Origin of the sequence: Streptomyces sp. NPDC059009 (assembly GCF_042740175.1) — a bacterium.
Classification (GTDB): Bacteria; Actinomycetota; Actinomycetes; order Streptomycetales; family Streptomycetaceae; genus Streptomyces.
Map to the genome: position 1 here is coordinate 27,145 of NZ_JBHYJB010000042.1, position 25,265 is coordinate 52,409.

25 protein-coding genes and 1 pseudogene are annotated in these 25,265 nt (G+C 72.8%); 17 read left to right on the forward strand and 9 right to left on the reverse strand.

All coding sequences use genetic code 11. From position 1 onward, the window contains the following. Positions 1-51: 51 nt before the first annotated feature. From ACFWYM_RS34155 to ACFWYM_RS34185, 7 genes are all read left to right on the forward strand, one after another. Positions 52-1,236 (forward strand): ParA family protein, encoded by a 1,185-nt coding sequence (locus tag ACFWYM_RS34155; protein WP_384846171.1) that lies wholly within the window; start codon positions 52-54, stop codon positions 1,234-1,236. Further along, positions 1,221-1,811: a hypothetical protein gene (locus tag ACFWYM_RS34160; protein WP_384846173.1), complete on the forward strand. Its 591-nt coding sequence runs from the start codon at positions 1,221-1,223 to the stop codon at positions 1,809-1,811. Before ACFWYM_RS34155 ends, ACFWYM_RS34160 begins: the two co-directional genes overlap by 16 nt. Positions 1,812-1,829: 18 nt before the next feature. Next, positions 1,830-2,882, forward strand: coding sequence for a segregation and condensation protein A (locus ACFWYM_RS34165; RefSeq protein ID WP_384846175.1), 1,053 nt, complete (start codon positions 1,830-1,832; stop codon positions 2,880-2,882). 26 nt (positions 2,883-2,908) lie between these two features. Further along, complete coding sequence (gene scpB / locus ACFWYM_RS34170; protein ID WP_384846300.1) at positions 2,909-3,577, forward strand: SMC-Scp complex subunit ScpB; 669 nt, start codon at positions 2,909-2,911, stop codon at positions 3,575-3,577. After that, positions 3,577-4,725, forward strand: coding sequence for a pseudouridine synthase (locus tag ACFWYM_RS34175; RefSeq protein WP_384846177.1), 1,149 nt, complete (start codon positions 3,577-3,579; stop codon positions 4,723-4,725). The genes scpB and ACFWYM_RS34175 overlap by 1 nt, the downstream gene beginning before the upstream one ends. A 109-nt stretch (positions 4,726-4,834) precedes the next feature. Then, entirely contained in the window at positions 4,835-5,581 is a 747-nt protein-coding gene (locus ACFWYM_RS34180; RefSeq protein WP_384846179.1) for an NUDIX domain-containing protein, read from the forward strand. Continuing rightward, positions 5,578-6,597, forward strand: coding sequence for an ADP-ribosylglycohydrolase family protein (locus tag ACFWYM_RS34185; RefSeq protein WP_384846181.1), 1,020 nt, complete (start codon positions 5,578-5,580; stop codon positions 6,595-6,597). Before ACFWYM_RS34180 ends, ACFWYM_RS34185 begins: the two co-directional genes overlap by 4 nt. Positions 6,598-6,604: 7 nt before the next feature. On the opposite strand, the gene ACFWYM_RS34190 is transcribed toward ACFWYM_RS34185, so the two are convergent. Genes ACFWYM_RS34190 through ACFWYM_RS34205 form a run of 4 tightly spaced genes read right to left on the reverse strand, consistent with a single transcriptional unit; the run spans position 6,605 to position 9,113 of the window. Continuing rightward, a complete protein-coding gene (locus ACFWYM_RS34190; RefSeq protein WP_384846183.1) occupies positions 6,605-7,348 on the reverse strand; it encodes a DNA polymerase beta superfamily protein in 744 nt (247 codons plus the stop codon). A 22-nt stretch (positions 7,349-7,370) separates the two neighbouring features. Next, on the reverse strand, positions 7,371-7,811 hold the full coding sequence (locus tag ACFWYM_RS34195) for a Rieske (2Fe-2S) protein (RefSeq protein ID WP_384846185.1): 441 nt from the start codon (positions 7,809-7,811) through the stop codon (positions 7,371-7,373). Then, positions 7,808-8,398: a DUF6529 family protein gene (locus tag ACFWYM_RS34200; RefSeq protein ID WP_384846187.1), complete on the reverse strand. Its 591-nt coding sequence runs from the start codon at positions 8,396-8,398 to the stop codon at positions 7,808-7,810. The genes ACFWYM_RS34195 and ACFWYM_RS34200 overlap by 4 nt, the downstream gene beginning before the upstream one ends. A gap of 19 nt (positions 8,399-8,417) precedes the next feature. Further along, complete coding sequence (locus tag ACFWYM_RS34205; protein WP_384846189.1) at positions 8,418-9,113, reverse strand: hypothetical protein; 696 nt, start codon at positions 9,111-9,113, stop codon at positions 8,418-8,420. 246 nt (positions 9,114-9,359) lie between these two features. Between ACFWYM_RS34205 and ACFWYM_RS34210 the strand changes: the two genes are divergently transcribed. The 6 genes from ACFWYM_RS34210 (at position 9,360) to der (ending at position 14,568) form a co-directional block, all read left to right on the forward strand. Further along, positions 9,360-9,812 carry a YidB family protein gene (locus ACFWYM_RS34210; RefSeq protein WP_384846191.1) on the forward strand — a complete coding sequence of 151 codons (453 nt, stop codon included), beginning with the start codon at positions 9,360-9,362 and terminating at the stop codon, positions 9,810-9,812. A 187-nt stretch (positions 9,813-9,999) separates the two neighbouring features. Further along, complete coding sequence (gene aroH, locus ACFWYM_RS34215; protein WP_384846193.1) at positions 10,000-10,362, forward strand: chorismate mutase; 363 nt, start codon at positions 10,000-10,002, stop codon at positions 10,360-10,362. Then, positions 10,359-11,447, forward strand: coding sequence for a prephenate dehydrogenase (locus ACFWYM_RS34220; RefSeq protein ID WP_384846195.1), 1,089 nt, complete (start codon positions 10,359-10,361; stop codon positions 11,445-11,447). The genes aroH and ACFWYM_RS34220 overlap by 4 nt, the downstream gene beginning before the upstream one ends. A gap of 175 nt (positions 11,448-11,622) precedes the next feature. Beyond that, on the forward strand, positions 11,623-12,318 hold the full coding sequence (cmk, locus tag ACFWYM_RS34225; protein WP_384846196.1) for a (d)CMP kinase: 696 nt from the start codon (positions 11,623-11,625) through the stop codon (positions 12,316-12,318). After that, positions 12,276-12,974, forward strand: a complete 699-nt coding sequence (locus ACFWYM_RS34230; protein ID WP_384846198.1) for a lysophospholipid acyltransferase family protein — start codon at positions 12,276-12,278, stop codon at positions 12,972-12,974. The genes cmk and ACFWYM_RS34230 overlap by 43 nt, the downstream gene beginning before the upstream one ends. 88 nt (positions 12,975-13,062) lie before the next feature. After that, positions 13,063-14,568 (forward strand): ribosome biogenesis GTPase Der, encoded by a 1,506-nt coding sequence (der, locus tag ACFWYM_RS34235; protein WP_384846200.1) that lies wholly within the window; start codon positions 13,063-13,065, stop codon positions 14,566-14,568. A gap of 96 nt (positions 14,569-14,664) precedes the next feature. On the opposite strand, the gene ACFWYM_RS34240 is transcribed toward der, so the two are convergent. Then, a complete protein-coding gene (locus ACFWYM_RS34240) occupies positions 14,665-15,087 on the reverse strand; it encodes a hypothetical protein (protein WP_384846202.1) in 423 nt (140 codons plus the stop codon). A gap of 599 nt (positions 15,088-15,686) precedes the next feature. Continuing rightward, positions 15,687-16,508 (reverse strand): hypothetical protein, encoded by an 822-nt coding sequence (locus tag ACFWYM_RS34245; protein ID WP_384846204.1) that lies wholly within the window; start codon positions 16,506-16,508, stop codon positions 15,687-15,689. 531 nt (positions 16,509-17,039) lie between these two features. On the opposite strand from ACFWYM_RS34245, the gene ACFWYM_RS34250 reads away from it, so the two are divergent. Further along, on the forward strand, positions 17,040-17,675 hold the full coding sequence (locus tag ACFWYM_RS34250) for a transglycosylase family protein (protein ID WP_384846206.1): 636 nt from the start codon (positions 17,040-17,042) through the stop codon (positions 17,673-17,675). A gap of 229 nt (positions 17,676-17,904) precedes the next feature. Further along, a complete protein-coding gene (locus tag ACFWYM_RS34255; protein ID WP_384846208.1) occupies positions 17,905-18,543 on the forward strand; it encodes a transglycosylase family protein in 639 nt (212 codons plus the stop codon). Here ACFWYM_RS34255 and ACFWYM_RS34260 read toward each other — a convergent pair. The 3 genes and pseudogenes from ACFWYM_RS34260 to ACFWYM_RS34270 form a co-directional block, all read right to left on the reverse strand. Continuing rightward, complete coding sequence (locus ACFWYM_RS34260; protein WP_384846210.1) at positions 18,509-19,273, reverse strand: ABC transporter ATP-binding protein; 765 nt, start codon at positions 19,271-19,273, stop codon at positions 18,509-18,511. The genes ACFWYM_RS34255 and ACFWYM_RS34260 overlap by 35 nt on opposite strands. Beyond that, on the reverse strand, positions 19,270-22,143 hold the full coding sequence (locus tag ACFWYM_RS34265) for a branched-chain amino acid ABC transporter permease/ATP-binding protein (protein WP_384846212.1): 2,874 nt from the start codon (positions 22,141-22,143) through the stop codon (positions 19,270-19,272). Before ACFWYM_RS34265 ends, ACFWYM_RS34260 begins: the two co-directional genes overlap by 4 nt. 337 nt (positions 22,144-22,480) lie before the next feature. Further along, positions 22,481-22,930: pseudogene (locus ACFWYM_RS34270) on the reverse strand (hypothetical protein); the annotation flags it as partial. A gap of 440 nt (positions 22,931-23,370) precedes the next feature. On the opposite strand from ACFWYM_RS34270, the gene ACFWYM_RS34275 reads away from it, so the two are divergent. Both ACFWYM_RS34275 and ACFWYM_RS34280 read left to right on the forward strand, forming a co-directional pair. Beyond that, positions 23,371-23,949: a hypothetical protein gene (locus ACFWYM_RS34275; protein WP_384846214.1), complete on the forward strand. Its 579-nt coding sequence runs from the start codon at positions 23,371-23,373 to the stop codon at positions 23,947-23,949. Further along, the gene (locus tag ACFWYM_RS34280; RefSeq protein ID WP_384846216.1) at positions 23,924-25,231 is read left to right on the forward strand and encodes an ABC transporter substrate-binding protein; all 1,308 of its coding nucleotides are present in this window, start codon (positions 23,924-23,926) and stop codon (positions 25,229-25,231) included. The genes ACFWYM_RS34275 and ACFWYM_RS34280 overlap by 26 nt, the downstream gene beginning before the upstream one ends. Positions 25,232-25,265: the final 34 nt, after the last annotated feature.

Sequence of the window (25,265 nt, forward strand, 5' to 3'; positions counted from 1 at the left end):
CACGCTGACCTATCTAGAAATTTCCTGGTCACCAAGGAGGTAAGACGACTTGTGAATGAGTCGACATTTGCTCCCGGGGGTGGTCAGCCAGGAACGCCTGAGCGGGGCCAGGGGCCCGTGGGGCTAGAGGCTGTCGGCTCCGTCGCGGTCCGCACCTTCGAAGCCCGTCAGAGTCCGCAACTGACTCAGCCGACTCAGTCAGTACCCCAGAGCATGGATGGCCATCACGTGAACGCCATGGCCGGCGACCGGAGTGGCGACAACACCACCCACACCCACCTCGCCGACTACGAAGAGCTGCCCCAGGGTCATTTCTACGACCCCGACGCGGAGTACGAGCCCGACCCGGAGTACGCGGCCACGCTCGCCCCGGACGCCGCGCGCCAGCGCCGCGAGCGCATCGGCCCGACCGGACGCCCGCTGCCGTACTTCCCGATCCCCGGGCCGCTGACCGACCACGGTCCCGCGAAGATCATCGCGATGTGCAACCAGAAGGGCGGCGTCGGCAAGACCACGTCGACCATCAACTTGGGTGCCGCGCTCGCCGAGTACGGCCGCCGGGTCCTGCTCGTCGACTTCGACCCGCAGGGCGCCCTCTCCGTGGGCCTCGGGGTCAACCCGATGGAGCTCGACCTCACCGTCTACAACCTGCTCATGGAGCGGGGCATGTCGGCGGACGAGGTGCTCCTGAAGACGGCGGTCCCGAACATGGACCTGCTGCCCAGCAACATCGACTTGTCGGCCGCGGAAGTGCAGTTGGTCAGCGAGGTGGCCCGGGAGTCCACGCTGCAGCGGGCGTTGAAGCCGCTGATGCAGGACTACGACTACATCGTGATCGACTGTCAGCCCTCGCTCGGCCTGCTGACGGTGAACGCCCTGACGGCGGCTCACAAGGTGATCGTCCCGCTGGAGTGCGAGTTCTTCGCGCTGCGCGGTGTCGCGCTGCTCACCGAGACGATCGAGAAGGTGCAGGAACGTCTCAACCCGGACCTCGAGCTCGACGGCATCCTCGCCACGATGTACGACTCCCGCACGGTGCACAGCCGTGAGGTGCTCGCGCGCGTGGTGGAAGCCTTCGACGATCACGTGTACCACACGGTGATCGGGCGGACCGTGCGCTTCCCGGAGACCACGGTCGCCGGTGAGCCCATCACCACGTACGCCTCCAACTCGGTCGGCGCGGCCGCCTATCGCCAGCTCGCCAGGGAGGTGCTCGCCCGGTGTCACGCCGAGTGAGTCTGCCGGGGGCCGACGAACTGTTCCGTACGACCGGGGGGATGGCGCTGCAGGCGTCGTCGCCGCGGCGCCAGGCCAATGGCGAGGCGCGGGTGCCCGCACCGGCGGGCGAGAGCGACGAGGCGGCCGCCGGGGAGCCGCAGGGCGAGGGCAGTGACTCCGCCGAACCCGCTGATTCCGCCGAACACGCGGCGGCGGACGCGGAGTCCGGGACCGGGTCCCGCAGCCGGGCCGCGCAGGAAGGTTCGGGCGCGGACGCGCAGGGCGCGGGGAACGGGGGCGCTGCCTCCGGCAAGGGCAAGTCCGCGGGTTCCTCCACCGCACAGGCGCGGCGGCGGGCGCGGGCGGCCAACCGGCGGCCCAGCGGGCGCGAGCGCCACGACGAGAAGATCACCGTGTACGTCTCCGCCGAGGAGCTCATGGACCTCGAGCACGCGCGGCTCGTGCTGCGCGGTGAGCACGGGCTCGCCGTCGACCGGGGGCGGATCGTGCGGGAGGCTGTCGCCGTCGTGCTCGCGGATCTCGAGTCGCGGGGGGACGCGAGCATTCTCGTACGACGGTTGCGGGGCAGGTAGCGGTAGCGTTCCGCTCTGATGTCCTCGAACGATGTACCCCTGTCCGGCCCGGGTGCCCGGCGCCGCACCTTGGGGCGCGGGCCCGGGGCGGCGGCTCCTGCGGAGCCGGAGTCGGAGCCCGTGCCGGTGGCGGAGGACGGTCCTTCGTCCGAGGACCGTGAGGGGTTGTGCCCACCCGTTCCGCCGTGCGGAACGCCTGCCCACAACCCCGGAACGGCACCGGAGCCGGAACCCGAGCCGGAACCCGAGCCCGATGACGGGCGGTTCAAGGTTCGGCTTGCGAATTTCGAGGGGCCCTTCGATCTGCTGCTTCAGTTGATCTCCAAGCACAAGCTGGATGTCACCGAGGTCGCGCTGTCGAAGGTCACCGATGAGTTCATGGCGCACATCCGGGCCATGGGGCCGGACTGGGATCTTGATCAGACCACCGAGTTCCTCGTGGTCGCCGCCACCCTGCTCGACCTGAAGGCCGCGCGGCTGCTGCCCGCCGCCGAGGTGGAGGACGAGGCCGACCTCGCGCTGCTCGAAGCGCGGGACCTGCTGTTCGCGCGGCTGCTGCAGTATCGCGCGTACAAGCAGATCGCCGACATCTTCAGCGGGCGGCTCGAGGAGGAGGCGCGGCGGTATCCGCGGACCGTGGGGCTCGAGGCTCATCATGCCGAGCTGCTGCCGGAAGTCGTCATCAGCATCGGGGCGGAAGGATTCGCCAGGCTCGCCGTGAAGGCGATGCAGCCCAAGGCCAAGCCGCAGGTGTACGTCGATCACATCCACGCGCCGCTCGTCTCCGTGCAGGAGCAGGCTGCCGTCGTGGTGGCGCGGCTGCGCGAGCACGGAGAGGCCAGCTTCCGGCTGCTGATCGAGGACGCGGGGGACACCCTGACCGTCGTCGCCCGGTTCCTCGCGCTGCTCGAGCTGTACCGGGAGAAGGCCGTCGGGCTGGAGCAGGAGGACGCGCTGGGGGAGCTGACGGTGCGCTGGACGGGCGGGGACGGGGACGAGCAGCCGACCGTGACCGATGAGTTCGACCGGCCCCCGGAGTTGCCGCGCAAGGACGAGGAGGCTAAGGCGTGAGCGCAGTGCAGGAGAACGTGAGCGCGGTGCAGGCGGAGGAGAAGGAGAACGGGGGTTCCGCCGGGCTCTCCGGCGTTGCGGAGCTCGCGCTCAGGCCCGCTCTGGAGGCCGTTCTGATGGTCGTCGACGAGCCCGCCACCGAGGAGCACCTCGCCAAGATCCTGCAGCGGCCCGTGCGGCAGATCGCCGACGCGCTGCGGGAGCTCGCCGACGAGTACACCGTGCAGGGGCGGGGCTTCGAGCTGCGGCTCGTGGCCGGCGGGTGGCGGTTCTACACCCGGCCCGAGTACGCCGCCGCCGTGGAGGGCTTCGTGCTCGACGGCCAGCAGGCGCGGCTCACTCAGGCGGCCCTGGAGACCCTCGCGGTGGTCGCGTACCGGCAGCCGGTCAGCCGGTCCCGGGTCTCCGCCGTGCGCGGCGTGAACTGTGACGGCGTGATGCGCACCCTGCTTCAGCGCGGTCTGGTGGAGGAGGCGGGCGCGGAACCCGAAACAGGTGCGATCCTGTACAGGACGACGAACTACTTCCTGGAGCGGATGGGCCTGCGCGGCCTGGACGAGCTCCCGGAGCTCGCGCCCTTCCTGCCTGAGGCGGACGCGATCGAGGGTGAGACCCAGGAGGGCGTGCCGTCGTTCGATCCGGACGCACCCGATGCGCCGGGTTTCGAGGACGCAGACGACCAGACGGAACTTTGATGCGAAGCAGCAGCGGCAGGAACAGCAGCGGAAACAACGGCGGGAGCCGTGGTGGCAACAGCGGCGGCCGCGGCAACAGCGGCGGCCGGGGAGGCACCGGCGGCCGCGGCAACTACCGGGGCGCCGGCAACGGCCGTGACGACAAGCAGGGCGGCGGCAGGCCGAGCAAGCCGCGTCCCGAGGAGCGGCGCTACGACGTGAGCCCCGCCGACGGCGGCGGCGCCCCGAAGAAGGGCCGTGGCGCGGCGGCGCGCGGCGGGGCCAAGGGCGGCCCCCGCACCTCGCAGGGGAGCGGTGCCCGCGGCAGCCGACGCGGCGCCCCGGCGACCTCGCGCGAGTTCGACGCGCGGCAGGAGGAGCGCAACCGCGAGCGGTACGCGGGCAAGAAGGAGGTCAGGCTCCCCAAGACCTTCCCCGGTGCCGAGCAGGAGGGCGAGCGCCTGCAGAAGGTGCTCGCGCGCGCGGGCTACGGCTCGCGCCGTGCCTGCGAGGAGCTGGTCGACGAGGCCCGCGTCGAGGTCAACGGCGAGATCGTCCTGGAGCAGGGCCTGCGGGTCGACCCGGAGAAGGACGAGATCAAGGTCGACGGCCTGACGGTGGCCACGCAGTCGTACCAGTTCTTCGCGCTCAACAAGCCCGCCGGTGTCGTGGCGACCATGGAGGACCCGGACGGGCGCCAGTGCCTCGGGGACTACACGAACAACCGTGAGACGCGGCTGTTCCACGTGGGGCGGCTCGACACCGAGACCGAGGGCGTCATCCTGCTCACCAACCACGGCGAGCTGTCCCACCGCCTCACCCACCCCAAGTACGGGGTGAAGAAGACCTACCTCGCGCACATCGTGGGCCCGATCCCGCGCGACCTGGGCAAGCAGCTCAAGGACGGCATCCAGCTGGAGGACGGCTACGCGCGCGCGGACCACTTCCGCGTCGTCGAGCAGACCGGCAAGAACTATCTGGTCGAGGTCACCCTCCACGAGGGCCGCAAGCACATCGTGCGGCGCATGCTCGCCGAGGCCGGGTTCCCCGTCGACAAGCTGGTGCGGGTCGCCTTCGGGCCGATCACGCTCGGCGACCAGAAGTCGGGCTGGCTGCGGCGGCTGTCCAACACGGAGGTCGGGATGCTGATGAAGGAGGTCGACCTGTAGGTCGGGCTCCTTTCGGGGTTGTGCTCGCCACCCCCTTCTCTTTATGGTCTAGGAGACCAATAAGGGAAGGGGGTGGTCGTGCGTGCAGGGCATGCAGGGTGCGCAGGGCATGCGAGGTGTGCAGGGTGCGCAAGGGTACGACAAGCACGCCTACGAGCCGTTCGCCGTCACCGTCGACCTCGCCGTCTTCACGGTGCGCGAGGGCTTGCTGCGGGTGCTCCTCGTCGAGCGGGGGCAGGAGCCGTACGCGGGGCGGTGGGCGCTGCCCGGTGGGTTCGTGCAGCCGGACGAGTCGGCCGAGACGGCGGCGCGGCGCGAACTCGCCGAGGAGACCGGCCTGTTGAACGTCGCCGGGCTGCATCTGGAGCAGCTGCGGACGTACAGCGAGCCGGACCGCGACCCCCGTATGCGGGTCGTGTCCGTCGCCTTCGCGGCGCTGCTGCCCGATCCTCCCGATGTGCGCGGCGGCAGTGACGCGGCACGCGCGGAGTGGCTGCCGTACGGCTCGTACGGGCCGCTCGCCTTCGACCACGACCGGATCCTGGCCGATGCCCATGAGCGGGTGGGGGCCAAGTTGGAGTACACCTGCCTGGCCACCGCCTTCTGCGCGCCCGAATTCACCCTGGGGGAGCTGCGGGGGGTCTACGAGGTGGTGTGGGGAGCCGAGCTCGACCCGGCGAACTTCCGCCGCAAGGTCCTCGCCACCCCCGGCTTCGTCGAGCCGATCCCCGGCGCGTCCCGGCTGACCGGCGGGCGCGGCAAGCCCGCGGCGCTGTACCGGGCCGGGGACGCCTCCGCCCTGCACCCGCCGCTGCTCAGGCCCGCGCCCGAACCCACCGAAGGAAACCACCGATGACGATGACGAAGACCGCCGCCACCGGATCGCTGCTCGGGCTCGCGCTCGGGGACGCGCTCGGTTTCCCGACGGAGTTCAACGACGTCCCGTCGATCCTCGCCAAGTGCGGGCCCTGGCGGGAGATGGAGCTGCCCGGGCCCGTCGCGTACATCACCGATGACACGCAGATGACGCTGGCGCTCAGCCGCGCCCTCGAGGCCGCGGCGGCGCGCGGGCTCTGCGGCCCCGAGCGGTTCGCACACCTGGCCCGGCGGGAGTTCGTCGCCTGGAACCGGTCGCCCGACAACAACCGCGCCCCCGGCAACACCTGCATCACCGCGTGCAACCTCCTCGCCGACGAGGGACGGCCCTGGCGGGAGGCCAGCCAGCTGCACTCCAAGGGCTGCGGCGCCAATATGCGCGTCGCCCCGCTCGGCCTGATGCCGCGTATGGACGACGAAGTGCGCGCGGGCGCCGCCCAGTTGCAGTCCGCGCTCACGCACGGGCACCCCACCGCGCTCGCCGCGTCCGACCTCACCGCGCACGCCGTATGGCTGCTGGCGCAGGGGGCCGAGCCGACCGGACTGGTCGGGCTGCTGCGCTCGTACGCGTACGAGAACCGCATGACGTACCACGAGCGCTGGCTCGGTGATCTGTGGACGCGGAGCGAGGCCCCGTCGGCGACGCGCTTCATCGCGCGCGGCTGGGACGAGTGCCTGGCCGTCCTGGAGCGGCTCGACGGCGCGCTGAGGGAGGCCAATCCGGAGGTCGACCCCTGCCTGGCCACCGGCGAGGGCTGGATCGCCGAAGAGGCGCTCGCCACCGGCCTGCTGTGCTTCCTGCAGTTCGTCGACGAGCCCGTCACCGCGCTGCGCCGGGCCGCCTGCACCTCCGGGGACTCCGACTCCATCGCCTGCCTGGCCGGGGCGTTCGCGGGGGCCCACCACGGGGCGGACGCCTGGCCCGCCGAGTGGACCGGGCGGATCGAGCACCGGGACGAGCTGCTCGCGTTCGGGGCGCTCTGGGACGGTGTCTGAGCCGGGGCTAGGCCAGGGTGGCCGCCGACGCCCTGCGGGTGCGGTAGAGGAAGTCCTCGGCCCGCTTCCGGTCCGGTTCGGCCGGCAGCGGGCTGTGGGCGGCCGCCTCGTCCGCCTCGGCCGCGAGCCGGTTCATCCAGGACTCGACCTGTGGCCACGGGATCTCGCCGCGCTTCACCGCGAGGAGCGGCTCGCGCTGGTCGCCGACGTCGATGGTCAGCTCGCCGGTGCGCAGCAGGTCGCGGCAGGAGAGTAGGAGGCGGAGCAGGTGCATCGCGTGCTTCCAGCGGGGGGCGCCGTGGGTGCGCAGGTCCTGGTCCAGCTTCTTGCGCTGGCCGAGCGCGTAGCCGGTGAAGCTGGTGTGGACGTGGCGGGAGAGGAACGCGGCGCGCAGGGAGAGGAGTTCGCGGCCGGTGTCCGTGATCCGCTCCACCAGCGGTGAGTGCAGGCACTCCAGGATGTTCGGGTTGGCGCGCAGGGCGAGCTCGCAGAAGCGCTCCAGCTCCCAGCTGAACTGCTCGTCGGCGGGTCCGTCCAGGTGGGTCGGGGGCTTCTCGAAGCGCCAGAACAGGGGCGTGGGCGCGACGAAGACACCGCGGCGGTCGGTGTCGCTGGCGTCGGTGGCCAGGCCGAAGGCGCGCGAGCCCATCACGCAGGCGTAGACGGTGTGGTCGCGGACCAGGTCCTCGTCCTGGGAGGAGTCTTTGGGGTCTTTGGAGTCCTGGGAGTTCTGGGAGTCCTGGGAGTGCATGCGGGGAGCGTACGGGCTCCGGTCAGGCCAGGCTGATCGATTTTCCGGTGACCTTGAGGGCGCGGGGCGGCAGCGGGCGCGGGGCCGGTCCGTCCGCCACCGAGGCGTCGGCGACGCGGTACTTGCTGCCGTGGCAGGGGCAGTTGATGGTGCCGTCCGACACGTCACGGACCGTGCAGCCGTTATGGGTGCAGATCGCCGAGAACGCCTTGAACTCGCCCGCCTCCGGCTGGGTCACCACGACCTTCTCGGGCTTGAAGACCTTGCCGCCGCCGACCGGGATGTCGCTGGTCTTCGTCAACTCCTCGGGGGAGGCGGTGCGTTGGGGGCCGGAGGGGGATTCGGGAGGGGTCTCCGGCCGCTCCCCGCCGTCTTCGCCGCCGTACTTCTCGCAGCCCGTCACCGCGAGGGCCACCGCCGCGGCCCCGAGCACCGCCCGCCGCGAGGGGCGCCCGGCGCTCATGTCGTCACCCCGACCGTGCGGAAGAACCAGAGCGCCGACGTCAGCCAGATCAGCGTGAGCGCCGCGAAGACCAGGCCGCCGACCAGGGGCAGCAGCCAGCCGGGCAGCTGCCGCGAGCGCAGGAGCAGCATCTTCGCGCTGAACGCCCCGAAGAAGAAGCAGCCGAGCAGCGAGTGCCACAGGACGCGCGTCGAGTACGTCTGGTAGCCGAGCGCGTAGAGGCAGTGCACGGCGACGGGGACCGCGAGCAGGAACGCGACACGGCCCGACCAGCGGTGCAGCGCCCCCGCCCAGGAAGGTCCCGGCAGCCGCCCGTACAGCATGAGTGCGGAGACGGGCTGGAGCAGCGCGAAGGCGACGGCCGCCGTGGCGAGCCAGGACTTCACGGCGCTGGTGCTGCTGAAGCCCGCGAGGTTGAACGCGGTGCCCTCCGGGTCGTGGACGTGCCCGTACGCGCCGAGCCCCACCGCGACCGCCGCCGCGACCAGGGCCGGGACGAGGAAGCGCGCGGCCGAGGGGCGGCCGTGGCCCGCGGGCTCGCGGGGGGTCGGGAAGTCCTGGGTCGCGGCGTTCGGATCGACGCTCATGCGGGCTCCCTTGGCCGGATCACGGAGTGACCGGTTTCGCGGTGAGGACGCCGCCGTCGGTCCTGACCTCTCCCGTGGCGGGGTCGAGGCGCGGGGCCTGGGCGGGCTTGCCGTCGCGTTTGAGGATGCCGACCTGGCGGCCGTCGGGCAGGACGATCCAGCCGCCCTCCAGGCGGGCGCCGCGCACCGGGGCGCTCGCGCGGTACAGGGCCGGCTTGTCCGCCTTGGCGGCGGAGAAGGGCAGGGCCTTCGGCGTCGCGGGGCCGGAGTCGACGGTGCCGCGGATCTTCGTGTTCCGTGCGCCGTCGAGCCGGCCGTCGAGGCGCGCGCCGCGTTTTCCGGTGAGGTGCATCGAGCCGTCGTCCGCGACGTCGCCCTTCAGCCAGGACTCCTTGGTGCGCCCGTCGCAGAAGTACGCGATCGCCTTGCCGTCGCGGAGGGTGATGGCGACGGAGGCGCTGCGGTCGTCGGTGCGGCCCGCGTACTCGGCGTTCGACGGGGGCGGCTTCCGGGCCGGGGGCGGCTTCTCGGTGGGAGCCGGGCTCTTCGTGGAGCCTGAGCCCGGTGCGGACTTCGAGGGGGACGGTGGGGCGCTGGGCGGTGCGGCGCCGCCGTACGACGAACTCCGCGTCCCCGTCGTCGCGTTGAGCGACAGCATGAACAGGGCGAGCAGCGCTCCCGCCAGCAGGGTGTACAGGGGTCCGGAGCGCGTCATGTGAGCCTCCCCCGAAGCGCGGGCGCGGCGGGACTTCCTCCTCCATGCCCCTCCATGCAAGCGGACCCGCACCCCCGCGTCCAGGGGCGTACGGGGGCGTCTCCGGGCGGGTGGCCACCGGATCCGAGGGGTGCGGGACGGCAGGGGGCCAAGTGGCGGACAGGGGTGGTTTGGGTCACATTGGCAGGGTCTGAGGTCAGGGGTCCGCGGTGGCGGAACCGGCCCACTCTCTCGAAAGGCACGACCATGGCGGGTAACGATCTGGGCAGCCTTCTCGGCGGACTCCTCGGCGGCGGCCAGGGCGGTTCGGCGGCCGGGGGCGGCGGCAACATCCTGGGCTCGCTGCTCGGCGGGCTCCTCGGTGGCGGTCAGGGCGGTCAGGGTGGTGCGGCGGCCGGGGGCGGCGGCAATCCGATGGGCGGCCTCCTCGACATGATCACGAAGTCGGGCATGGTCAGCCAGGACCAGCTGGACTCCTGGGTCGGCAAGGGCGACAACCAGCCGCTGACCCCGGAGCAGGTCAAGGAGGCCGTGCCCGACGAGACCCTGGACAAGGTCGCCGAGCAGGCGGGCGTCAGCCGTGACCAGGTCGCGGACCAGGTCGCGCAGGAGCTGCCGCAGGTGGTCGACAAGCTGACGCCGCAGGGCCAGGTCCCCTCGGGGTCGCTGGAGGACATCATCAAGGAGCAGCAGCTCTGAAAGGAGCAGCGGCTCTGAAAGGAGCGGCCGCTCTGACCCGCGGTTCACGCACGATGTGCAGTACGCGGCCACGACGTGCAGGAAGCGGCGCCCGTCTCGCCAGGCGGGCGCCGCGCGTTCGTCCACCGGGCGCTGACTACCCTGGAAGGGCAGCACAGACGTCGGTACGCGAGCGAGGAGCAGCACTGTGGCGGTACGAGCGGTCCGGGGCGCCGTCCAACTGGAGCGGGATGAGTCCGGGCACATGCACGAGCAGGTCAGTGAGCTGCTCACCGCCCTCCTCGAGCGGAACGAGATCGAAACCGACGACCTCATCAGCATCTGGTTCACGGCCACGCCCGACCTGCACTGCGACTTCCCGGCGGCCGCCGCCCGGAAGCTCGGCATCGTCGACGTGCCGCTGATCTGCGCGCAGGAGCTGGACATCGCCGGGGCCATGCCGCGCGTCGTCCGCGTCCTCGCGCACATCGAGTCCGACAAGTCGCGCGCCGCGATCAACCACGTCTACCTCGGCGCCGCGGCGGCACTCCGCAAGGACATCGCCCAGTGAGAAGCGCCCTCGTCATCGGCACCGGCCTGATCGGCACCTCCGCCGCGCTCGCGCTCACCGCACGCGGCGTCACCGTGCACCTCGCCGACCACGACCCGGAGCAGGCCCGCACCGCGGCCGCCCTCGGCGCGGGCACCGACGTGGCGCCCGAGGCCCGCGTCGACCTGTGCATCGTCGCCGTGCCGCCCGCGCACGTCGCCGCCACCCTGGCCGACGCCCTGCGCAAGGGCGTCGCCCGCGCCTACCTCGACGTGGCGAGCGTGAAGGGCGGGCCCCGGCGCGAGCTGGAGGAGCTCGGCCTCGACCTGACCGCGTACCTGGGCAGCCACCCCATGTCGGGCCGGGAGCGCAGCGGTCCGCTGGCCGCCACCGGGGACCTCTTCGAGGGGCGCCCGTGGGTGCTCACGCCCACCCGCGACACCGAGACCGAGGTCCTGAACCTGGCCCTCGAGCTGGTCGCGCTCTGCCGTGCGGTGCCGGTCGTCATGGACGCCGACGCCCACGACCGGGCCGTCGCCCTCGTCTCGCACATGCCGCACCTGGTCTCCAGCATGGTCGCCGCGCGCCTGGAGCACGCGGAGGAGACGGCGGTACGGCTGTGCGGCCAGGGCATCCGCGACGTGACCCGGATCGCGGCCTCCGACCCCCGGATGTGGATCGACATCCTCTCCGCCAACCCGGGCCCGGTCGCCGACCTGCTGGCCGCCGTCGCCGGGGACCTGGACGAGACGGTGCGGGCGCTGCGCGGGCTCCAGTCGGCCGACGAGGACAAGCGCCGCGAGGGCGCCGCGGGCGTCGCGGACGTGCTGCGCCGGGGCAACGCGGGCCAGGTCCGGGTGCCCGGCAAGCACGGTACGGCGCCGACCGCGTACGAGGTCGTGGCCGTCCTCATCTCCGACCAGCCCGGCGAGCTGGCCCGGATCTTCGCGGACGCGGGCGCCGCGGGCGTCAACGTCGAGGACGTGCGCATCGAGCACGCGACGGGCCAGCAGGCCGGTTTCGTGCAGCTCATGGTGCAGCCGGCCGCGGCGCCGAAGCTGGCTGCGGCGCTGCGGGAGCGGGGCTGGGCGCTTCGCCAGCAGTAGCGGCAGCAGTAGGGGCATCGGCAGGGGTGGCCGTGGCTGGACGCCGCGGCGGGCAGCAGGGGGTGTACGCCCCGTACCGGCCGTAAAACGCGGTCGTGGGAGCCAGTAACCTTGTGCGGGGCGTGATTGCGCTCCGCACTCCTGCCCCGCGTACACAGAAAGGTGCCCGCAGCCCGTGGATACCGCCGCAACCGCCGCCCCGGCAGCCGTGATCGTCGCCATCGACGGACCCTCCGGCACGGGTAAGTCGAGCACCTCGAAGGCCGTCGCCGACCAGCTCGGGCTCAGCTACCTGGACACCGGCGCCCAGTACCGGGCCATCACCTGGTGGATGGTGAGCAACGGCATCGACCTGACCGACCCGCAGGCCATCGCGGCCGCGGCGGACAAGCCCGAGATCGTCTCCGGCACCGACCCGGCCGCGCCCGCCATCACGGTCGACGGCACGGACGTCGCGGGCCCCATCCGCACCACCGAGGTCACCTCCAAGGTCAGCGCCGTCAGCGCCGTCCCCGAGGTGCGCACCCGCATCACCGAGCTGCAGCGTTCCATCGCCGCGGCCGCCGAGAAGGGCATCGTGGTCGAGGGCCGCGACATCGGCACGACCGTGCTGCCCGACGCCGACCTGAAGATCTTCCTCACCGCGTCCCCGGAGGCCCGTGCGGCCCGCCGCAGCGGTGAGATCAAGGGCTCCGACGTGGCCGCCACGAAGGAAGCCCTGATCAAGCGGGACGCGGCCGACTCCAGCCGCAAGACGTCCCCGCTCGCCAAGGCGGACGACGCGGTCGAGGTCGACACCAGCGACCTCACGCTCCAGCAGGTCATCGAGTGCGTCGTCACCCTCGTCGAGGAGAAGCGGGCCGGGAAGTGACGGACGCGCCTTCGGCGGTGCCTTCGGAACGGGGCGCCGAGGTCGGGCGGCGCATCGGCGTCGGCCTGATGTACGGCCTGTGGAAGCCGCGCGTCCTGGGCGCCTGGCGGGTTCCCGCGAGCGGCCCGGTGATCCTGGCCGTGAACCACTCGCACAACGTCGACGGCCCGATGGTGATGGGCGTGGCCCCCCGGCCCACCCACTTCCTGATCAAGAAGGAAGCGTTCATCGGGCCGCTCGGGCCGTTCCTGCAGGGCATCGGCCAGGTCAAGGTGGACCGCTCGACCGCCGACCGCACGGCCATCACCGGCGCGCTCGGTGTGCTGGCGCAGGGCGGCGTCCTCGGGATCTTCCCCGAGGGCACCCGGGGCGAGGGCGACTTCGCCTCGCTGCGCGCCGGGCTCGCGTACTTCGCGGTGCGCTCCGGTGCCCCGATCGTGCCGGTCGCGGTGCTGGGAAGCACCGAGCGGCGCGGACGGTTGATAAAGCAGCTGCCCCCGCTGCGCAGCCGCGTCGACGTGGTCTTCGGAGACCCCTTCGAGGCGGGCGACGGGTCGGGGCGGCGCACGCGCAAGGCGCTGGACGAGGCGACCGTGCGCATCCAGGAGCGGCTCACCGCCCACCTGGACGATGCCAGGCGCCTGACCGGGCGCTGAGCGAGACTTTCAGTAGTGCACCGGCCCGTGACGGACAGAAGAGGGCCGGTGCACCGATCACCACGATGAACGACGAGGTACGGACTTCATGAACGACCAGATCCAGCCCGAGGGCGACGGCTCCGCAGAAGGCTCTGCGGACGGTTTCGCCGGGCACGACCACGGGGCGCTCGGCGACGCCGAGTACGCGCAGTTCATGGAGCTCGCCGCCGAGGAGGGCTTCGACCTCGAGGACGTCGAGGGCGCGATCGAGGAGGCGGGCCACGGCCCGCTGCCCGTGCTCGCCGTCGTGGGCCGCCCCAATGTCGGCAAGTCGACCCTGGTGAACCGCATCATCGGGCGCCGCGAGGCCGTCGTCGAGGACAAGCCGGGCGTCACCCGTGACCGCGTCACGTACGAGGCCGAGTGGGCCGGGCGCCGCTTCAAGGTCGTCGACACCGGCGGCTGGGAGCAGGACGTGCTCGGCATCGACGCGTCCGTGGCCGCCCAGGCCGAGTACGCGATCGAGACCGCCGACGCCGTGGTCTTCGTGGTGGACTCCACGGTCGGCGTGACCGACACCGACGAGGCCGTCGTCAGGCTGCTCCGCAAGGCCAAGAAGCCCGTGGTGCTCTGCGCCAACAAGGTCGACGGCCCGAGCGGCGAGGCCGACGCCACCGCCCTGTGGTCCCTCGGCATCGGTGAGCCGCACCCGGTCTCCTCGCTGCACGGGCGTGGCACCGGCGACATGCTGGACGCCGTCCTGGAGGCGCTGCCCGAGGCGCCCGCGCAGACCTTCGGCGGCGCCGGGATCGGCGGCCCGCGCCGCATCGCGCTCATCGGCCGCCCGAACGTCGGCAAGTCCTCGCTCCTCAACAAGGTCGCGAACGAGGAGCGCGTGGTCGTCAACGAACTGGCGGGCACGACCCGCGACCCGGTCGACGAGCTCATCGAACTCGGCGGTGTCACCTGGAAGTTCGTGGACACGGCGGGCATCCGCAAGCGGGTCCACCTGCAGCAGGGCGCCGACTACTACGCGTCCCTGCGTACCGCCGCCGCCGTCGAGAAGGCGGAGGTCGCGGTCATCCTCATCGACGCCAGCGAGTCCATCAGCATCCAGGACCAGCGGATCGTGACGATGGCCGTCGAGGCGGGCCGCGCGATCGTCGTCGCGTTCAACAAGTGGGACACCCTCGACGAGGAGCGCCGCTACTACCTGGAGCGGGAGATCGAGACCGAGCTCGGCCAGATCGCGTGGGCGCCGCGGGTGAACGTCTCGGCGCGCACCGGGCGGCACATGGAGAAGCTCGTCCCGGCGATCGAGACGGCCCTGGACGGCTGGGAGACGCGGGTGCCGACGGGGCGTTTGAATGCCTTCCTCGGCGAGCTCGTCGCCTCCCACCCGCACCCGGTGCGCGGCGGCAAGCAGCCCCGCATCCTCTTCGGCACGCAGGCGGGCACGAAGCCCCCGCGCTTCGTCTTCTTCGCCTCCGGCTTCATCGAGGCGGGCTACCGGCGCTTCGTGGAGCGCAGGCTGCGGGAGGAGTTCGGGTTCGAGGGGACGCCGATCCACATTTCGGTGCGGGTGCGGGAGAAGCGGGGTCGGAAGAAGTAGGGCTTGCTCACGCCAACGGCTCTCTTTCGTCGACGAGTTGGTTCGACGGGAGAGAGCCGTTGGCGTGTGGGGCGTGTGGGGCGTGTGGCGCGTGTGTCAGTGCTCCCTGCGCGGGCCGGGTGGCAGGGCGGCCGGGAAGTGGCCGGTGGCGTGCTGGCGGGCCGGGGGGCGCCAGGTGCCGGGGGCGGGGGTGCTGTGGTGGTGCTGGCCGTGCGGGGTGTGCGTGCCGTGCTGGCTGTGCTGGCCGAGGTGGCGCGGGTCCTGCATGTAGAGCAGGGAGTGGGACTGCTGCCCGCCGTAGCCCCCGGTGCCGAGGGGGCCGGTGCCGAAGGCCGTGAACCCCAGCTCCTCCTCGCCCGTCCGGTCGCCCGGCAGGGCCCGGAACGACCTGAGGTACTCCGCGTAGAGCGCGTCGTAGATCGGGGTCGTCGAGTGGTCCCCCGCTGTCTCCTGTGCGGCGCGCATGGAGGGGATGGGGGTCTGGTACGGGCGGTGGCGTGAGGGGTCGTATGGGTGCACGACCTGCCAACGAAAAGGGGGCCCTGCGGATGCGGGGGCTGCGCCGCTTTTGCTGGTACGGGGGTGTGTGAACCGGCGCGTTCGGCTGGCTCTTTCCCGCCGCTCCGCGCCGGGGTGTGTCGTGCTTTTTCCCGTCGCTCCGCGGCGGGCGGTTCTGTGGCGCTCCGCGCCGGGGAGCTGTGGGCCGCTCCGCGGCCGGGACTTCGTCGCTCCGCGACGTGACTGCTCCGCCGCTCCGCGGCGTCTTCCCACCCGCCCACCCGTAACTCTGCGACGCGGGATGCAGGAAGGGCGTGCTCCGCGACGCGGGTGCAGGGGGGCTGCTCTGCTGTGTGGGTGGGGTGGGGCCGGCTGCTCTGCGACGTGGGATGCGGGCAGGGCGGGCTGCTCCGCGACGCGAGTGCAGGGGCGGGTTGCTCTGCTGCGTGGGTGGGGGCGGGTTGCTCCGCGACGCGGCTGCGGGTATGTGCGGGGCGCTTGGCAACGGGGGTGCGGGTGCAGTGAGTTCTGCGACTCGTCTGCGGGTGCTGTGTGTTCTGTGGCGGGGTGCGGGCCCGGGTGCCCCGTCGTGTTCGTTGTGTGTGTGGGGGCGGCGTCCCTCACGTCCCCGCGAGCGGCATTGCGCACGCGACGAGGCGGCCGTGTGCCGCCGCCTGGTCGAGGGCCGTGCGCAGGACGTCCTCGCGGGGCTGGCGGCCGATGGAGCCGACCGGGGCGGCGAACACCAGGACCGTCTGGAGCTTGTTGGCGGCGGCCCGCCAACCCTCGGTGACCTGGAGCGGCTGGTGCGCCTGCCACCACGCGACGGGAGAGCCTTCCCCGAGCGCTCGGCTTCGCTCGTGCAGGGGAGACCCCGCCCCGGTGCCGGGCTGGAGCACCGCATGCAGCTGGCCCATGGCGAGCAGCACCGACCAGCCCTGCAGGGTCGGGGGCACGGCGTCGAGCGAGGTGACCGGCATGAAGCCCTGTTCGATGAGGAGCGGGAGGAAGTCGTCGCCGCCTCCCGGCTCGGCGCCGGGCCGGGCGATGGGGCCGGTGGGCTCGACGACGAGGGCGGGGCGCAGCTCGCCCTCGATCAGGACGAGGCCGCTGGTCACGCCGAGCACGGCCTGGGAGGGGGCGATCTCGGCGGGCTCGGGGCCGTCCTCGCCGGTGATGGAGCGGACGGCGCCCTGCAGCTGCTCCTCGGAGACCGGGACGATCTGCGAGGGCAGGCAGGTGGCGTGGGCGAAGGCGAGTACGGCGGTTTCGTCGCCGACGAACAGGACCGTGCTGGTGCGTTCCTGCTCGGAGTCGCCCGGGGTGCGACAGGAGGTGCAGTCGTAGCTGCCCGGGGCGTTCTCCCCGGCGACCAGGCGGTCGGCTTCTTCGTCGCCGATCTCGGCGCGTACGTCGTCGCTGACGTCGAGCATGCGCGGCACGGTTGGCTCCTCGGAACTTGATGTGTGGGGGTCCGGACGGCGCCCGGCTCATAAAGGGAACAACGGGCGATCAGTGGCGCAAGTCACGCGCGGAGGCGAACGGAATCGAACCATCCGCAGCAGAGGGTGAGTTGTGGGGCGGAATGTGTCACTCCGCGCCAACACCTGCTGTCTGCAAGGAAGTTACGTCGGTGAGCTGAGTCACAGATCGACGCGGCGGCGGGTTGATAAATGGTGAAATCAGGGAATGAAGTGGGTGGCCGAAACTCGCCGATACCCGGGGTAACGCTCAACTGGCCTGGAATGACAAGGAATTGATTGATAGCGGGGCGAGCGGGGCTCTAGATTCCACCGCCGTGTGCAGCGAGCACCGCTCGGGTACGTCCGCCGGTCGCACCAGCCAGCTCAAGCACCACGCGATCACGCACCACAGCACGATCCCTGGCGGACGGGGCCGGACGGGACCCCGGCGCCGGACGCGCGCGGGACCCGACGGCCGGGGAGAGCCCGGGTCCTTCGAGAGGGATATTCATGTCCGCACGTCCCCAGCGCATTCGTGAGACGGCAGTGATCGGCGGCGCGGCACTTCTCGCCCCGCTGGCCCTGCTCGTCGCGCCCGGCCACGCCGGCGCGGCGGACAACGGAGTGTGGGACCGCATCGCACGGTGTGAGAGCGGCGGAAACTGGCACATCAACACGGGCAACGGCTACTACGGCGGGCTGCAGTTCTCCGCCGGCACCTGGCGCGCGTACGGCGGCACCGCCTACGCGCCGACCGCCGCTCAGGCGTCCAGGGCGCAGCAGATCGCTGTCGCCACCAAGGTCCAGCGCTCCCAGGGGTGGGGCGCCTGGCCGACCTGTTCGGCCCGCGCGGGAGCGTATGGCTCCGCGCCCGCGGCGGGCGCACAGAAGGCGGCGCCCAAGGCCGTCAAGCAGCGCCCCGCCGAGCAGCGGAGCGTCGCGCCCCGGCACACCGATCGCGGCACGCACCGCCATGCCCTGCGCGGCGCGCAGAAGGGCAGCGGCTACACGGTGAAGCGGGGCGACACCCTCAGCCGCATCGCGGCGGCGCACCACACGAGCTGGCGGCAGCTCTACGCCGTCAACAGCGCGGTCATCGGCGGGAATCCGAACATGATCCTGCCGGGACAGCGGCTCTCCGTCTGAGCCCACGGCCGTTCGTGCCACGTCCATTCCCGAGTCCGCACCTGCGCGCGTTCCCGCGCTCGTTCCTGGGCTAGTTCCTGGGCTTGTTCCTGAGCCAGGGCTCGCGCTCGTCTCGTGCGCCCGGCACGGCCCCGCCCCGCCCCGGACCCCGTCGTCCGACCGGGTGGGGCCGTGTCCGGGGCGGCGCGGCACCCCGGACGGCCGTGACACGGCTGCTTAGCGTGACCCGATGTATCCGATCTTGCACAACCCGACGGGACGGGCCGGGGCCGCGTCCCGGCCCGCCACTGGGTCGGCGGCCGTCCTCGTCCCGTTCCTCGCGGCCCTGTGCGCCGCCCTCCTCGCCCTCCTGGCGCTCCCCGCCCCCGCGCACGCGACGCCGCCCCCGCCGCTGCCGGGGCCGGGCGCCCTCGCCCCCGGCACGTACGACTGCGCCCGCACCGCGTGGCCGTGGAGCTGTCTCGCCGAGTGCGAGAGCAGCGGGCGCTGGGACACCAACACCGGCAACGACTACTACGGCGGGCTCCAGTTCTGGCAGCCCACCTGGGAGGAGCACGGCGGCCTCAAGTACGCGCCGCGCGCCGACCTCGCCACCCGCGACGAGCAGATCAAGGTCGCCGAGGAGGTGCTGCGCACGCAGGGCTGGGAGGCGTGGCCGGCCTGTTCCAAGGGGCTCAAGCTCAATGGCCGCATCCACGTCGTCCGCTCCGGCGACACGCTCAGCTCGATCGCCAAGCACTATGGGATCAAGGGCGGCTGGCAGGCGCTGTACAAGGCCAACAAGGACATGATCGGGCCGCACCCGGACCGGCTGAACGTCGGCACGATGCTGCTCATCCCGAAGGGCGCGGGCCAGGCCCGTACCTGACCTCCGCAGGGCCAGGCCCGTATCTGGCCCCTGCCGGGTCTGGCCCGTACCTGACCCCCGCCGGGAGAGTCCCGCGCCGTCGCCACTCCGCCGCCTCACCGCTGAACTCGACCGCGCCCCGGCGCAGTTCGTGCACCACCACCGCCCGGCCCGCGCCCTCGCGCAGGCCGGGCGGCAGTCGTTGCTCGGCCACCACGACGCAGGCGTCGAGGCTGCTGAGCAGCCCGTACGTGCGGGCGGCCACCGTGGGCGACATGCCCTGGGCGGGCTCGTCGACCAGGACCACGCGGGGGCGGCCGAGCAGGGCGCGGGAGAGGGCGAGCATGCGCTGCTCGCCGCCGGACAGCGTGCCCGCGCGGCGGGAGAGCAGGGGGCGCAGCTCGGGGTAGGCGTCGAGGGCGGTCTCGAAATCCCGGCCCCTGGCCGCCAGTTGGAGGTTCTCGGCGACGCTGAGGGAGCCGAAGACGGCCTGCCGGTCCGGTACGAGGCACAGCCCGCGGCGGGCCCGTTCGTACGCGGCGAGCCGGGTGACGTCGGCCCCGTCCCACCGGACCCCGCCGCCGGACAGGGGGACGGTCCCGGCGAGGGCGCGCAGCGCGGTGGTGCGGCCGGATCCGTTGCGGCCGAGCAGGACGGTGACGGAGGGGGAGGGGGCGGCCAGGGTCACCCCGTGCAGTGCTTCCAACGGGCCGTAGTGGACGCGGACGTGCCGCAGTTCGACGCCTTTCATGGGTGCGACGTCCTTCGTGTACGGGTCCCCCGCTCGGCGTCGAGCGTGTGCAGAACCTGGTCGGCGGGGCCGGACGCGACGATGCGGCCCGCCGTCAGGACGTGCACCGTGTCGGCGAGTCCGGCGACCAGGTCGAGGTCGTGCTCGACGACGAGCAGGGCCATGCCGTCGGCCGCGAGGGCGCCCAACACCCGTACGAGCGCAGCGACTTCGGTGGCATCGAGTCCCGCGGCGGGCTCGTCGAGCAGCAGGACGTGCGGCTGCCCGGCGAGGGCGCGGGCCAGCTCGACGCGGCGCAGGGTCCCGGTGGGCAGCCCGGCGGCGGGTGCGGCGCGCACGTCGCCGTCGAGCCCGAGCAGCCGCAGGGCCCGTTCGACGGCGCCGGGATCCCGTACGCGTCCCTGCTCGGCCCCGACGCGGACATTCTCGGTGACGGTCAACGACGGGAAGACGGCCAGCTGTTGAAAGGTGCGGGCGACCCCGAGCCGGGTGCGGGCGTGCGCGGGCAGCCGTGTGATGGCCCGCTCCCCGAACACCACCCGCCCCGCGTCGGGCCGCAACGTCCCGGCCAGACAGTGGAAGAGGGTGCTCTTCCCCGCGCCGTTGGGCCCCACGACGGCGGTGACGCGGCCCGGGGGAAGGGTGAGGGAGACGTCGCGGAGTGCGGTGAATCCGTCGTAGGTGAGGGTGAGGTGGTGGGCGGAGAGGGTGGGGGGTGGTGTTGTTGTGGTTCCCCTCCTTTGCGTCTGCGTCTGCGTCTGCGCCTGCCGCGTGCTGGGGGCGGGGCGGGGACGCGGCGGTATGTCCGTCCTCGAAAAGCCGGGGGCGCCCTGTGCGTACACGCGTACTGTCGCGTCCGGTTGCTGTACTGCGGGCGGACATACCGCCGCGTCCCCGCCCCTGGGGTCGTAGCGCGGCTGCGGGGCGTTCATGGGTGCCTGGGGAGGAGAGGGGAGGGGCAGGGAGTCGGCCGGCCGTGACCGTGGGCAGAGCCCGAGGTGCGCCCGCACCGCCTCGCCCGCCGGCGTCAGCCGCGGCCGTCGTCGCAGGCGTGCCGTCGTCGCGCGCAGCGCCTCGTACGGGCCGCCGGGGAAGCGGCCGACGAGGACCGCGAGGATGCCGACCGCCGCCGCCGCGACGCCGCCGCGTGTGCCCGCGTCCAGGCCCACCAGGAGGGCCGCCGCGACCAGCGCGCCGAGGAGGCTGTCCGCACCCAGGACCACGATCGCCGCGAACCAGAGGAGCCCGCGCACCGGGTCGAACGCGGCGGGGTCGAAGGCCCGTACCCCCATGGCGAGCATCCCGCCGCCCAGCGCGGCGAGCGCCGCACCCGTCACGAACGCCGCGAGCTTCAGTGTGCGCACCGGCACCCCGGCCGCCGCCGCCCCCGCCTCGTGGTCCCGCATCGCCGCCAGCGCGCGCCCCGCACGGCCCCTGCGCAGCGCGGCCACCGAGAGCAATGCCCCGCCCAGGAGGGCGAGTTCGAGGAGGTAGTACGCGCGGTCGTCGCCGAAGCCCGTCGGGCGGCCGAACGTCAGGCCCGACGTCGCGTACGGCTGCGCGAAGACGAAGCGGCTCACCCCGACGCCGACCGCGAAGGTCGCGAGCGCCAGTGCGAGGCCGTGGCGGCTGATCGCGGGCCAGCCGGTGAGCAGCCCGAGGGGGGCCACCAGGAGCACGGCCGTCAAGAGGGCCGGGATGTAGGGGAGTTCGGGCAGGCCGGGGAAGCGGCCCGTCGCCAGGAGCGCCGTGAACAGGGCGCCCAGACCCGCGTAAGCCGCCTGCCCCAGGGAGATCTGGCCGCCGCGGCCCGTGACCACCACCAGGGAGAGCAGGACCACGGCCAGCGCCGGGACCTGGACGGACGTCGTGAGGTCCGAGCCCGCGAAGCCCAGGGGGATGAGGAAGAGCACGACCGCGACGATCCACGCGCCGGGCGGCGTCGGGATCCGCGCCGTCGCCGTGCGCGGCAGCGCGTCCCCCGTGCCCCCCGTGCCCCGGCCGCCGATTCCGGTCCTGCCGCCGATGCCCGGCAGGACGAGCGCGGCGATCAGCAGGGCCACGACGAAGAGGTTCGCGCCCACCGCCTGGAGCAGCGGCTGCGCCCACCCCGTGGGATGCAGCCGTGTCAACTGGCTCTGGGCGACGCCGAGTCCGAGCGCCACGGCCACCGCCACCGGCAGGCTCCGCATGCCCGCCGCGACCGCCACCGCCATCACCTCCATGACCAGGAGGGGCAGTCCGTACGGGTCCAGGCGGACGAAGGGGGCCAGGAGCACCCCCGTCAGGCCCGCCGTGAACGCCCCGAACGCCCAGCCCGCCGCGGCCACCCGGTCCGCGTCGATCCCGCCGAGGACCGCGAGCGAGCGGTCGTCGACCACGGCGCGCAGCTCGCCGCCGAAGCGCGTCCAGCGCGTCACCGCCCACACGGCGAGCGCCAGCGCGAGGGTGACCGCCAACTGCCCCCAGGGGTCGGCCGACACGAGGACCGGGGCGTCGGCCCGCGCCCCGCCGCCCCACACCAGCGCGGCCCCGCCCACGAGGAGCACGAACAGGCCGATCGAGGCGACGAGCGTCTGCGCCGGGTCGCCGCCCAGCACGGCGAGCGGGCGGAACACGGCGCGTTCGAGGAGCAGCCCGATCGCGGGGGCGACGACGAGCAGGGTGACCGAGGCGGCGAGCCAGAGCGGCCAGTCCCAGTCGACGGCGAACTGCCGTACCAGGTAAGCGCAGATCATCGCGATGGCGCCGTGCGCGAAGTTGAGCACGCCGGTCGCCCGGTGCGTGACGATCAGGCCGATCCCGGTGAGGGCCGCGGCGCTGCCGACCGAGAGCCCGGCCAGGGTGAGGTCGTAGCTCAGGGAGGCCATGGGGTCAGCGCTCCGGGGTGGGTGGGGGTGTCCGGCCTTCGGGGGGTTGCGGGGTGGCGGGGGCCTCGGGGGCATTGGGGATCTCGGGGGTGGCGAGGACCTCGGAGGGCTCAGGGACATCGGGGGCCACAGGGATCTCGGAGGCCCCTGAGCGCCCAGCGCTCCCCGAGAACCGGGTGCCTCCCGAGAGCCCAGCGCTCCCGGAGACTTCGGTGCCCTTGGTGCCCTTGGTGCCTCCGGAGAGCCCAGCGCCTCCCGGGCCCGCGGTGCCTCCGGTGCCTCCGGAGAGCCCAGCGCCTCCCGGGCCCTCCGCGCCCCCCGAGCGCCCAGCACCCCCCGCCCCCGACGGCTCGCAGATCGGGCACGGTTCCAGCTCGCCGCCCGCCAGGACCCGCGCGTCGACCGGCACCGCCTCGGGCTTGCCCGCGACGAGGGGGCAGTCGGCGCGGTGGCGGAGCGTGCCGCCGGGGACCATGAGGAGCTCTCCGCTGACCGCGACGGAGACGCTCTGCTCGGCGGGCGTGGGCCCGTCCGCGGCCCCGGCGGCCACGAGCAGCCCGTACAACTCCTCAACCCGCGCCGCCGCGAGGGCGCTCCTGCCGTGGCCGAGCAGGACCGCGCCCGCGACGATCAGCGCGGCGCCGGGCACCGTGCACGAGGCGAGATAGGGCAACTGCCGCTCGGCGAACCGCTCTCCGGAGATCCCGTACCAGCCGACGACGCACAGCACGGCCCCGGTGGCGAGCGCCCCGAAGGCCGCCCAGAGCACGGGGTGGACGGAGCGCAGCCGGGCCGCCCGCTCCCGGGCCGCACGGGCCGTCTGCGCGGACCGGGCCGAGCGCGTCGTACGAGCGGCCTGATCCGCCTGATCCGCCTGATCCGCCTGATCCGCCTGGCCCGCCTGACCTGCCTGGCCCGCCTGGCCCGCCTGATCCGTGCGATCCGTCTGATCCATGTGAGCCACCCGATCCGTCTGACCCGCTTGACCCGTCTGACCCGTCTGATCCGGCCGATTCTCTTGATCGCCCTGCGCCGCCTGATCCGTCTGATCCGCCTGAACCGCCTGTTCCTCCCGCATCCAGGCCCCCTCGGACGCGCGGCGTGGCGCGCGCCGTAGCTCTGCCGGGTCTGTTCATGTCAGCCGATCGCTTGCACTATGCCTTCTGGAAGCTGACGCTGAAACCTTCGGGCCGAGTTGAGCCCGGACCGAGACCCGGTGGTGAGCGGATGGTGCGCGGGGCAGGCTTCACAAGGGAGTTGGGCCGGGGGCGTGGCCGGCGCCGGGCGCGCGGCGCGGCGTGGACGGCCGCGACGGTCCTGCTGCTCGCGTCGGCCGCCACGGCCTGCGGGGACGACAGCGGCGACGGCAGCGAGAAGAGTCCCCCCAAACCCCCGGTGGAGAAGACCAGTTCACCGCCGGCCCCCTCCAAGAGCGCGACGGCCCCGGCCGATCCGGCGGCCGCCAAGAAGCAAGTGAGCACGAACTGGGAGAAGTTCTTCGACCCGGCCGTCCCGCTCAAGGAGAAGGAGTCGTATCTGGAGAACGGCGAGAAGATGCGCGCCGTCCTCAAGAGCTTCAGCGGCGACAAACGTGGCCGGCAGGTCCAGACGAAGGTCAGCAAGGTCGAGTTCACCTCCGACAAAGCTGCCAAGGTCACCTATGTGCTGACCCTCAAGGGCGCCACCGCGCTGCCCAACGCCGAAGGGACGGCCGTCAGCCAGGGCGGGACGTGGAAGGTGTCGGTGAACACCCTGTGCGCCCTGGTGAAAATGAGCGGCAATGCGTCCCCCGGGCCCGGCTGCTAGGGCCGCGCTCGCGGCAGCCCTGCTGCTGACCCTGGCCGCCGCGGCGGGCTGCGGCAGCCGCCTGCCCGAGAGCGACTTCGAGCACCGGGCCACCGGGCAGGCCACGGCGGGCGGGGCGCCGGTCCGCGTCGGCATCATCACCAGCGAGACCAGCCCGGTGGGCGGCGCCGCCTTCACCGGCCCGCGCGACGGCGCCAAGGCGTACTTCGAGCGCCTCAACGCCCGCGGCGGCATCGACGGCCGCCGCGTCGAGGTGCACACCTGCGACGACGGCGGCAGCGGCGTCGGCAACAACGACTGCGTGCACAAGCTCGTCGACGAGCAGCGGGTCGTCGCGCTCGTCGCCACCACGTCCCTGGACTACGCGGGGGCCTCCCGGGTCTCGGCGGCGGGCGTGCCCGACATCGGGGGCCAGCCCATCGGCTCCGCGTACGACACATATCCGCACCTGTACGGGATCTACGGCAGCCTCGCCCCGCGCGAGGGCAAGCCCGGCTGGGGCGGGACGCTGTACGGCGGCACGGAGGTCTACCGCTACTTCAAGCGCGAGCAGGGTGCGCGCACCGCCGCCGTCGTCTCCTACAACCAGTCCGCCTCCGCCGCGTACGCCCGCCTGGTCACCCGGGGCCTGAAGGCCGAGGGCTACAAGGTCGTCACCGAACAGGTCGACTTCGCGCTGCCCAACTTCCGGGCGGCGGCGGCCGACCTGAAGGAGCAGGGCGCCGACCTCGTCTTCGACGCGATGGACACGCACGGCAACGCGCAGCTGTGCGAGGCGATGGACGCCGTCGGCGCGAAGGTCACCGCGAAGGTCACCAACGTGCAGAACTGGACGTCGACGGTGGCCGAGGACTACAAGGACGCCCCGCGCTGCCGCAACGCCCTGTGGGCCACGGGTTCGAGCCGGAACTACGACGACACCGCCACGGGGCAGCCCGCCGTACGCGAGTTCCGAGCCGCCACGAAGGGGCTGAAGACGCACTCCCAGTGGCAGTTGGAGGGGTGGGCCGCGGCCCTGTGGTTCACGGACGCCGCACGGGCGTGCGGGCGCGACGGCGACATCACGCGCGCGTGCGTCGACCGCTTCATGGACCGGGGCAAGCCCTACACCGCGCGCGGTCTGCTGCTCCCGGTGACGTACGAGCGCCTGGCCGAGCCGCCGAAGACGCGTCGCACATGTGTCTCAGTCGCCCGCTGGAAAGACGGCCGAGGCTGGGTCACACAGGCGGGTGACATGCGTCACAACTGTTTCGATGTGCCGCAACTCGGTTACCAGCCCTGATGCAGGTCGGAGCACAGGAGTTCCCGATTCCGGG